Here is a 12,002-nt window from a genome sequence, read left to right on the forward strand (position 1 = left end):
ATGAGTAACGCCCGCGTAAAGAATAATGCAATTGCCGTAGTCGGTATGGCCTGCCGGTTTCCGGAAGCGAATCATTATGCGGATTTTTGGAGCAATCTTAAAAACGGTAAAAATAGTATCCGCGAAATCCCCGCATCCCGTTGGCCGCAGGATGTCTATTCTTCCGAGTTTCAGAGCCCAAATAAAAGCACCGGTAAATGGTGCGGGCTGTTAGACGATATCGATCGCTTCGATGCGGCGTTTTTCGGGATTTCGACGCGTGAAAGCAAAAGCATGGACCCGCAACAGCGGCTGTTATTGCAGGAAACGCAGCATTGCATTGAAGATTCCGGAATCCCGTTGGCGGCGCTGCAACAATGCAAAACCGGCGTTTATATCGGGGTCATGGCGCTGGACTACCTGATTGAATCGACAGCAAAAAATGTCGTTACGGACAGTTACTCCTGCCTCGGCAACTATGAATGCATTCTTGCCAATCGCCTGTCTTATTGCTTCGGCCTTCAAGGCCCCAGCTTTGCTATCGATGCGGCCTGCGCTTCGTCTTTGGTCGCCATGCATCAAGCCAAGCTTTCCTTGCTGTCGGGCGAGACCGATTACGCTATCGCAGGAGGGGTGAGCCTAAACCTGCACCCGTGGAAATATATTTCTTTTTCAAAATCAAGGATGTTGAGTCCGGACGGGCAATGCAAAACTTTCGACCGGGATGCGAACGGCTATGTGCCGGGCGAAGGCGTCGGCGTGGTGTTGCTGCAAAGGCTCGAAGACGCGGTGCAACAGAAAAACCATATTTATGGCGTCATATTAGGATCGGCAGTTCATCATGGTGGCAGCAGCCCATCCATTACCTCGCCGAGCGTTCAATCCCAGCAAGACCTGATTGCCGAGGTTTTGCAAGACAGCGGCGTTAATCCGGAAACCGTTTCTTACGTTGAAGCCCACGGAACCGGAACTTCGTTAGGCGACCCGATTGAAGTGGCGGCATTGTCCAGGGTGTTTGAACAATACACCGACAAAAAGCACTTTTGTCTATTGGGTTCGGTCAAAAGCAATATCGGGCATTTGGAAGCGGCGGCGGGCGTGGCCGGCGTGATCAAGGTGCTGTTGATGATGAAGCATCGGCAAATTCCGCCGACGCTGAATGTGGTCCGTACCAATCCGCTGCTTTTTCTTGAAGATTCGCCTTTCAGGTTGCCGATGAAAGGCGAGCCGTGGCAGGCTGAAACCGATGGGGAATGTTTACGGGCCGGGATCAGTTCTTTCGGCTTTGGCGGGACCATCGCCCATCTTATCCTTGAGTCTGCCGCCGCTGTCGAGCCCCGGCGCTCTCCGGCCGGCGCTTATCCTTTCATGCTATCGGCAAAGACAGAGAGTTCGCTACAGCGGCTCCGGGACAAGTGGCTGGCCTTTAGCGAACGAGAGGATTTCGGCAAAGTTTCCGTACTGGATTATTGCGCTACCTTGGCGACAGGTAGGGAGCATTATCCTTACCGATGGGGCTGCCGGATCAAGAGCCATCAGGATTTAAAGACGCAGCTTCGGAACCCCGAAAGCACCGCCGCCCCGGATACCAATACCGCTTGGTTGCTGAGCATAGGCGATTCCTTGTGGAGCGGATTCAACGAGGTCAAACCCTTTTTCCGGCAAGCCTCCCTGATGCGGGAAAAGTGGAACGCATTAAAACAGGATATGACGCTTTCGCCGTGGTTCCAGCCGCAAGATCGACTGCTGCTGCAATCGGGTTGGAGCGAAGCAACGAGACCGGCGCAGACGTTTTTAGTCAATTATCTTTATCTTTCCAGCCTGATGGAGCTGGGATTTGCTCCGGCCTTAATAGCCGCCGGCGGCTCCGGAATCTGGCAAGGTCTCGTATTGAGCGGCATGCTGTCGCCGATCGAGGCGTTTGCTGTGTTACAGCGCAAAATGCCGCTGGACAAGGTTAAGCTCTCGCTGCCCAGCATTCCTTTTTACGATGCGCTTGGCGGGCAAGTCATTACTCCCGTTCGTTTTCAGCCGACTTATTTCATCGAGCTGGTGCAAAATCTGGATATTGCCGCCCAGGACTGGACTCGTTATCTGGAAGACGCAGTCGCTTTGGAAAAAAGCCAGTACACGTTTAAAAGCTATTTGAACGAATGGGCTCCGGAATTGGAAGCCAAGGGATTGACGATTGAAAAGCTGTTTTACCACCAAGGGCTTTCCGATACTGAAAAAAAGCTGAGCCTCATCGTCATCCAAACAGCGCTGTTAAAACTGTGCCGCAAATGGAATTTCTCGCCGAAAGGCAAAATAAACGATGCCCATCTGCGCGAGCTGGCCTGTCTAATTGTCAGCATAAATATCGATAAGAAACTTATTGCCGATTTGGTTTTCGGCGATGCCTCAGGTCTAGGCGATGTCATCGAAGACTTGAACCGACGCGCTTCAGCCGACTTTTCCCGGCAGGATTTTCCTATTTTATATCGGCAAAACAGCTTGCCCGAACCGTTGACGGATTTTTCCCGGTGGTTCGGCCAGGTCCGGCAACAGGCGTTTTCCTTGCCTCCTTTGGAAACCAGTGCTTGCCTGCAATTTGGAATCAATAACGGGGCGGCTTCGTCTTGTGCTACTGTGCAACTCTGCACGCCTGTCTCGCTACTCGATGCCGCTTTGGCGCTGTGGCAAGCAGGCGTAAATATCAATTGGACAGATTATTTCCTGCAAAAACCGTTTTATAAAGCGCCTTTGCCTGTTTATGAATTCGGCGGCGACACTTATTGGATAAGCAAGCAAAACGATCCGGTCGGAACCCCGATGAATGTTAATCATAATGAACTCAGTATGAGCGCAAGAAAGAGCATAGAGACGAACCGCCGGTTAATCCGGGACCCCGAAAACCTCAATAAATTTACTCGCCGGTTATCGCCTGTCGAAGACGCCGTGATTCGCGATACTGTTGTCGAAGGACGCTGTATTACGCCCAGCCCGCTGAGATTGGCGTTGGCGCTGCAAGCCGGAAAACAAAGGCTGACTGCCGATGTTAACCACTTAAGCGACGTTTATTTCCCCAAACCGGGCATTATCGATAAACAGGTAAGCCTGGTTGTAGATATTAACGACAGCGGCAACTTCCAACTGATCAAGAGCGTCGGCAACGATACCGAAGAAGCGGACGAAATATTGGCAAAGGGACGGGTCGAACAGGTTGGCGGTATTGAATGTCCGGGTTTTGATGCGGCTGCGCTTACGCTGGAAAGCACTGTTGCCGAAGAGGCAATTTACGCGCTTTTTGAGCAATGGGGATACCGGTACGGCCCCGGTATGAAGCTGATTACAAAGATCGAGCAAAGCCAAAACGCCTTCCTGGTTCATATTCGGGCCAAGCCCACCGACGAAGCCGAGGATACCGGCTTGGACCCTTTTGTGCTGGATTGCATGTTTCAAGGCGTTTTTTACGTAGCGCATGCCTTAGGCGATTTATTGCAAAACCGCTTTTTGTACGTCCCCATCAGCATTAAACACCTGACACTGCTCGCCGGTTTGGATCGGGATTGCTATGCGGTCATAGAAAAAGCGGATTTTCATATTACCGAACAGGGCGATATTCGCCTGAGCTTCAACGCCTACGATCTTCGCGGAAAAGCTATTTTGACGGTCGACAGCATCTATTTTCGCCGGGTTCAGCGTAATTTCCTGTCTTCTTCCGCTGCAAAAATCCCGGAGCCTGCCCGCTACGATACGGCGCTACTGTCCGCCAAAACGACACAGTATTTAAAGCAAACCTTTGCCGACGTGCTTGGCCAGTCCGGCAGCGATATTGACGACGACGCAAGATTCCAAGGCATCGGGGTCGATTCGCTAATCAACCAGGAGATTGTCGATAGACTGGCGCGTATTTTTCCCGAGCTGCCGAGCACCATCCTGTTTGAATACACCACTATCAGGCAGTTGGCCGCGTATTTCATTAAAACTTATGAAACAACGCTGTGTGAGGTTTTAGCTTTACCTATGTTGGAAACTGCCGAAACGACGGCAGCGGAAGTCAAGCCGTCCCCGGTTCTTCAGTCCGTACCGGCCGCCGCATCCGGCGATTCCGCAGCCGCAAACGACGAGCCTATAGCCATCATCGGATGCAGCGGCCGCTTTCCGCAATCCCCGGACATTGAAGCGCTCTGGGAAAACTTAAAACAAGGCAAGAACTGCATTAGCCAAGTGCCGGAAGAGCGGTGGAATTACCGGGACTACTACGATGCGGCCGGAAAACAAAAAGGCAAAAGCTACACCAAATGGGGCGGTTTCTTAGAGGGGTTCGACCAATTCGATCCGCTGTTTTTCAATATCACGCCGAAACAGGCGCAATTCATGGACCCGCAACAGCGGATTTTCCTGCAAGCCGCCTGGAGCAGTATCGAAGATGCCGGTTATACCCGGCTCAGCCTACCCAAAAATACCGGGGTTTTCGTCGGCGCAACCACCAATACTTACGGATTGTGGGCTGCGCAACAAGGCAGCTCGCAATACCCGGATACCGATAGTTACGACATCGCCAACCGCGTTTCGTACTTTTGCGATTTCCAGGGGCCGAGCATGACTGTCGATACGGCCTGTTCGTCGTCGCTGAGCAGCGTTCATCTGGCCGTGCAAAGCCTGCAACGAAAAGAATGCGAAATGGCTATTGCGGGAGGCGTCAGCCTTACACTGCACCCCAGCCGCGTGGTCCAGTTCTGCCAAAAAAACATGCTGTCCGGCGAAAACTATTGTCATCCGTTCGGCGAAGGGAAGGGCGGGTTTGTCGATGCGGAAGGCGTTGCTGCGGTTGTATTGAAGCCTTTGTCGCAGGCTATTAAAGACCGCGACTGTATTCACGCCGTAATTCGCGGCACGGCGATCAATAGCGGCGGCAGAACCGGAGGCTACACGGTGCCGAGTCCCCGTGCGCAAGCCCAACTGGTCTTGAAAGCGATTAACAATGCAGGAGTTTCGCCGCGCACGATCAGTTATGTCGAAACTCACGGTACAGGCACGACGCTGGGCGACCCTATCGAAATCGAAGGGCTTACCCAGGCTTTTCAGCAATACACCGACGCCACCGGGTTTTGCGCGATAGGTTCGGTAAAATCCAATATAGGCCACTTGATTGCCGCTGCCGGTATTTCCGGTTTGATTAAAGTGCTGTTGCAGATGAAATACCGGACTTTAGTGCCATCTCTGCATTCGACGCCGTCAAATCCGCGGATTCCGTTTGCCAAAACGCCTTTTTACGTGCAACGGCAACTGGCCGAGTGGAACGCGGAATATCCGCGCCGGGCGGGTGTCAGCTCATTCGGCGTCGGCGGTTCCAACGCCCATGTGATTTTGGAGGAATACCTTACTCCGGTTGAAACCGGTTTACCTGACTGCCCCTGTTTGATCGTGCTTTCCGCCAAGAACAAGGACCGGCTGCTTGCGTCTGTGCAAAAGCTGCTTGATTTCTTGCGCCCACGCCTGGAACAACTGAATCTTCATAATATCGCCTATACCCTGCAAGTTGGCCGGGAAGCGATGGAACAACGGCTGGCCTTTGTGGTAAGCGACTTGTCGGAGCTGGTGCAAGCGCTGGAACAGATTTCCGCAGGCAATGAACTCCAGGTTGCCGACTATTTTCAGGGCAACATCGAAACCAACAAAAAGAACCGTTTACTGCCGCTGGAAGGAGAGGCGGGCTCGGCTTATATCAATGCCTTGGTTCAGCAAAAGCAGTTATCGCAACTGGCCCAACAGTGGGCGCAGGGCGCGGATGTCGATTGGCGTGGTTTGTATTCCGGGTTGGGTAATGCCGGCGCCGGACCGAGAAGAATTTCCTTGCCGGGTTACCCTTATGCCAAACAACGCTACTGGTTGCCGGAAGAACAGCGGCAGTCCGCAATTGCGGCTTTGCATCCCTTACTGGACCGGGTAGATTCGGCATCGAGTTTTACGCTTGAGTCGGGCGTGGCTTTTCAAAAGACGCTGTCCCGGTCGCACTGGCTGCTCAAGGACCACCGCGTCAATGAACAGCCTGTATTGCCGGGCGTAGCTTACCTGGAACTGGCTTGGGCCGCTGCCGCGCAAATCGGCCAGGCTCCGGGCAAAATTGCCGACATGGTTTGGCGGGAAGCCTTGGCGCTGCCTTCATCGCAGACGCAGGCCGAAATTCGCGTGCTGTTGACGAAGCAAGGCGACAGCACGGCTTTCGAGGTGCAAAGCGTTGTTCCCGGCATGCCGCCCCAACAGCATGCTTACGGCAAGTTCGAGCCGTCGGCAATAGCTTCCGCTGAGCCGTTTTCATGGCAACAGATTCAGGCGCGCTGCCCGGAAACGATTGATAGACAAGCCCTGTATGACGGCTTTAGCAAATCGGGCATACGGTACGGTCAGGCCTTCCAGTGCATTACCCGGCTGCACAAAAACGACTGCGAAGCCTTGGCCTTTTTAACTTTGCCGGACTGCTTAAGCGGCGATTTTTCCGCTTACCGGCAACACCCGGCGCTGATGGATGCGGCCTTGCAAACAGCGCTTGCATGGAGGGATAGGGATTCGGCGCCGCAACTTCCGTTCATGGTTGAGGAAGTCGCAGCTTATCACGCGTTAACAACGCACATGATCGCCTATACGCAGAAGATCGATGCGCAACGTGCAAACGTTTACTTGCTGGATGAAGCCGGCAAGGTTTGCGTGCAGTTCAAAAATGCGGTGTTCCAACAGGCCAAGGATTCTTGGGCCGAGTTTTGTTACATGCCGCAATGGCTGCTCGATGCTCCAGGTCCTGTGCCTGCAAGCTCCGCCGTTTCTCCGCAGACCATCCTGGTTTTCCTGCCGCCGCCGGACGATGCGGAAGCCGCCATGCAGCTTGTTGACGCGTTGCAACGACACTATGCCCAAGACCGAGTTATCCCGGTTCGCGAGGATGATTTCGACGTAAACGCTTTCCCGGAGATAGGCCGGATTTACTTCTTGGCAGGCTTGATCAGCCGCACTCCCGACCCGCAACAGCCGCAACAACTGGAAGCGATACAAGCGTTTGGCGTGCATGCCTTGCACAGACTGGTAAAAGCTTTGTCGCGCAGCGTTCATGCCGAAAGACATTTACGGCTTACGGTGCTGACTTCCCAGATCCACGATATTGACGCCGGCGTCGAGATTTTTCCCTGGGTTGCGGGCTTGGCGGGCTTGACTAAAACGCTGATCAGGGAATATCCGCATTGGCATATTAATCGCTTGTCGCTGAATCCGGCCGAAGTCGTCCGGGGCGAAGTCTCTTTGACAACCATCCTTACCGAACCGCACCATGCGGGGGCTGAGGAAGTCGCCTTGCATCGAGGACAGCGCTATAGCCGGCAAATGGTTCCGGCGCGGCTCGCTGCCGTTGCCAAGACGCCTTTTCGTCAGCGCGGCGTATACCTGATTGCTGGCGGTCTTGGCGGCGTAGGCCGGCAACTCGCCGAGTACCTTGCCGAAAACGTGCAGGCACGGTTGATCCTGCTCGGCAGGAAACCTTTGGATGCGGCGCGTATCGCGCAAATTGCCGATATTGAAAAAAAGGGCGGCGAAGTGCTTTATTTGCCTACCGACCTGACTTCCCCGATGCAAACGCAAGCTGCTATTGCCGAAGGCAAAGCGCGTTTCGGCGAGATTCACGGCGTGTTCAATTCCGCCGTGATTTTGCAGGACAAAGCGCTGGAAAACATGGACGAAGCGGCTTTCCGTAGCGTGTACGACACCAAGGCGAAAGCCAGCGTCAACCTTTGCGATGCGCTCGAAGGACAGGACCTCGATTTCATCCTGTTTTTCTCGTCGATCCTGTCGATTATCGGCAATCCCGGACAAGGCAATTATGTCGCCGGAGGCACATTCCAGGACGCTTTTTCCCGTTACCTGAACCAGCGCCGGCCCTACCCGGTCCAGGTCGTCAATTGGGGCTACTGGGGCACCGTCGGCATTGTCGCGACCGAGGATTATCAGCGCCGCATGGGCAACCAAGGCATGAGTTCGATCCGGCCCGACGAGGGCATGGAAGCGATCAAACGCATTCTGGCCCGGCGCGCGGAACAAGTCGTGGCGGTCAAAGCGAGTCCGCAATTGCAACAAAGAATGTTTGTGAGTCAGGAAAAACAACATCAGGGAAAAACGCAGGAACTTCCGGCTTCGCTAAATAAACTGAGCGTTGCGTTGAACCCGTCCACATTGGTTCAAACCGATCTTTTCCGTTTCCAGGCGGGCTATTTGGCGTTGAAACAGTTCGCCCATCAATTACTTTTTGCCTGTTTCCGGGACATGGGCTTTCTGGACGCCGAGCCACCCGCGGCGATACCGCCGCGCTTTAGCCGGTTTTACGATGCGGCCCGGCGGATGTTGGCAAGTTCCGGTCTGAGCGCTACCGCGCCGGTCGATGCAAACCGCCGGCAAACAGCGCTTGCCGAACAATATCCTGAAATTCGCGCGCATCTGGAGCTATTGGTCAATTGCGTCGAACATTACCCGCAGTTATTCCGGGAAGAAATCCAGCCCACGCAAGTCATGTTTCCGAATTCCTCGATGGCGAAAGTGGAGGGTATTTATAAGAACAATCCGGTCGCTGATTACTTCAATGCGCTGGCTGCGAATAGCGTCTTGGCTTTTATTGAAGAGCGCGTGAAGACCCTGGCGGACGGTGAAAAAATACGCATCCTGGAGATCGGCGCAGGCACCGGCGGCACTTCTTCCTGTGTTTTAGAAGCAATTGCGGCTTACCGCAATAAACTGGAATACGTTTATACCGATGTTTCCAGCTTCTTCCTGACGCACGGCAGAAAACAATTTGCCGAACGTTATCCGTTCGTGACTTTCCAATTGCTGGATATAACCAAAGAACCGGCCGCCCAGAAGTTTCAGCCAAACAGCTTCGAGCTGATTGTCGCGACCAACGTGCTTCATGCGACGCCCGATATTAAAACCACCTTGGGCAATGTCGGCTCGCTGCTGAAAACGCACGGCTGGCTGGTTCTGAACGAAATGACCGGGACCCAGGATTTGCTGACCTTGACTTTCGGCTTGCTCGACGGCTGGTGGCTGTACGAAGACCGGCAATACCGGATTCAGGACAGTCCGCTGTTGACGCCGGAAAACTGGACGCAGTTGTTTCGGGAAGCCGGCTTCCAGCAGGCCGAAATACTGGGGCCCTCGGCGATAGTCGGCCTGGATTTGGCGCAGCATGTGCTGGTGGCCGAAAAATCCGCCCGGACGCAGCAGGCTGTAGCTGATCAAGCTGCCGGCGAAAATATCGAACCTGTCCCCGCTGTCGGCGTGAAGCCGGCCAGAGAGGCAAATTGCAAGTTTCAAAACGAGACCAAGCACATGGCGCATAAGCACGACGAAGACTTTGAACAACGACTGCTGGACATCGTATTAAAATGCGTAGAAACCGCCTCGGGCATTGCGGCTCAAGAGATTGACGAGGACCGGCCTTTTTCCGAATACGGCATCGACTCGATTACCGGCATCGAGCTGATCAACGAGCTTAATCAAACCTTGTCCGTGTTCTTGAGCAAAACGGCGCTGTTCGATTACACCACGGTTGCCGCGCTGACGGCGTATATCGGCGAAGAATACGGTGACGACATCGCAGCGGTCGCGGAGAAAGCGGCGGCAACTGCCGTGGCGCATAATATAGGGTCCGAAGTGAATGAAGCGACATCGTTCCCACGCTCCGGCGTGGGAATACCGGAATACCGCTCTAGCGGTGAGGGACGCAGGAGCGTCCTTCACTGCGTTCCCACGCCGGAGCGTGGGAACGATATAACTGCCAACGAAGACCTTCAGCAAAGGCTACTGGACATCGTATTAAAATGCGTAGAGAGCGCTTCGGGCATTGCGGCTCAGGAGATTGACGAGGACCGGCCTTTTTCCGAATACGGCATCGACTCGATTACCGGCATTGAGCTGATCAACGAGCTTAACCAAACCCTGTCCGTGTTCCTGAGTAAAACCGCGCTGTTCGATTACACCACGGTGGCCGCGCTGGCCGCGTATATCGGCGAACAATACGGCGACGACATCGCTGTGCCCGCAACGGTGCCGGTCGAAACGCCCACCGTTCAAACGAATAATCCTATTGCCGAACAAGCGCAGCCTGGCGCGATAGGTCCGCATTGCCAGCATTACGGCTTTCAACAGCAGGGCGACTGGTTGCGGGGCGAAGAGGTAGTTCAACATTACCGGATTACCGTCGAAGATAACAACTGTATCCGCGACCATGTGATTTACGGCCAGTACATCATGCCGTCCGATGCCTATCTTGAAATGCTCTATATCGGAACGCGGAAATTGCTGGGTTTTACCGGCGGATTGCAAGTGGAAAATTTCAATCTGCAATTTCCGATGATCACCTTCCCCGGCATTGCGCTCGATTGCCGGTTGAAATTAACGCCCAACGCCAAAGGCGACCGTTTTGCGATTCAGAGTAAAAAGGACGGTCAACCGGACGCTTATAAGGTCAGCGTCGACGGCAGGTTTAAGCAGATTACCGAGGCGGCCACGGTTAATCGGGATTTCAGGCAGGTTTGGGAGCGCTTTGAAATAAAAGTGCATCCCGCGGAAATCTATACGCCGGACGCCATTTTGAAAGTCGGCCCTTCGTACCAAACCATCGGGGAAATCCGCATCCAACAGCAAACCGCGGTAAGCCAATTGAGACGAAGCCATGAAGGCGCGTTGCTGAAAGACCGGTTTGTGCTGGAGCCTTCCATTGTCGACGGTCTTTTCGCTACCGGGCTTTATTTTGCCAGCTTCCTGTCCGGCGACCGGAAAAACTTTTTCATCCCGGTATTGTTCGACAAGATAAAAGTCTTCCGTGAATTGCACGATGAAAGCTATTACGGCGTGGTTAAAGCCGTTTCGGTCAAGGCCGAACATATCACGCTGGACTTGACGCTGGTCGACCGGCAAGGCAACGAAGCTTTATCGTTCCAGGGTTTTCATTTGCAGAAAATTCTCGCCGAAGACTTGAAAAAGAACGCGCAAACGCCGGCGGATAAGGCCGCTGAAGCAAAACAGTCCAATGCCGGCGAAGTGAGCGAGCAGGGCATGAGCATAGCCATTATCGGCATGGCCGGCCGCTTCCCGATGGCGGACGGAGTCGATCAATATTGGCAAAACCTGGAGCAGGGAAAAAACTGCGTGATAGAAGTCCCGCAGCAGCGTTGGAGCATCGACGAGCATTACGATCCCGATCCCGCTAAAAGAGACAAGACTTACTCCAAATGGGGCGGCTTCCTGAAAGACGTCGACCGCTTCGACTCGCTGTTTTTCCAGATTTCAGGTAAGGAAGGTGAGCTTAGCGACCCGCAGCAGCGTATTTTCCTCGAAGATTGCTGGCATACATTGGAAGATGCCGGCTATTCGGACGTAGCGCTTTCAGGCCTTAAACTGGGCGTTTTTGCCGGTGCGACCAAAGGCGACTACCAAACTAAAATGCATCATGAACAAGGCGCGGCGATTGAAGGCTTTTCGTTTGCCGGCAACGAACCGTCGGTGATGGCGGCGCGAATTTCGTATTTCCTGAACCTGAAAGGCCCCAGCATTGCAATCAACACCGCCTGTTCCTCGTCGCTGGTCGCGATTAATCTTGCTTGCCAGAGTCTGAACGCCGGCGAAAGCGACATGGCCCTGGCTGGCGGCATCCATATCTGCACGACGCCGTTGTTTTACAAACTGACCAGCAAGTCGGGCATGCTGTCCGCTACCGGCCAATGCCGGGCTTTCGATAACGACGCCAACGGTTTCGTTCCCGGAGAAGCATCCGCGGCGATACTGCTGAAGCCTTTGGCTAAAGCGCTTGCCGACGGCGATCACATTTACGGCGTGATTCGCGGCATCGGCGTTAACCAGGACGGCAAAACCAACGGCATGACCGCGCCCAGCTCGATTTCGCAAGCCGAACTTGAGGCTTCGGTTTACCAAAAATACGGTATTTCCCCGGACAGCATCGGCTACATCGAAACCCACGGCACCGGCACCAAATTGGGCGATCC

General features: G+C 54.0%; 1 protein-coding gene (cut by a window edge). It reads left to right on the forward strand.

The genetic code is table 11. The features are described 5' to 3' along the window. Positions 1 to 12,002, forward strand: the 5' portion of a protein-coding gene (locus EKO24_RS20625; RefSeq protein ID WP_143733270.1) for an SDR family NAD(P)-dependent oxidoreductase. The gene runs 6,985 nt beyond the window's last position; only the first 12,002 of its 18,987 coding nucleotides appear in the window; its start codon is at positions 1 to 3; its stop codon lies beyond the right edge, outside the window.

The sequence above is a fragment of the Candidatus Methylobacter oryzae genome, assembly GCF_003994235.2.
Classification (GTDB): Bacteria; Pseudomonadota; Gammaproteobacteria; order Methylococcales; family Methylomonadaceae; genus Methylobacter_A; species Methylobacter_A oryzae.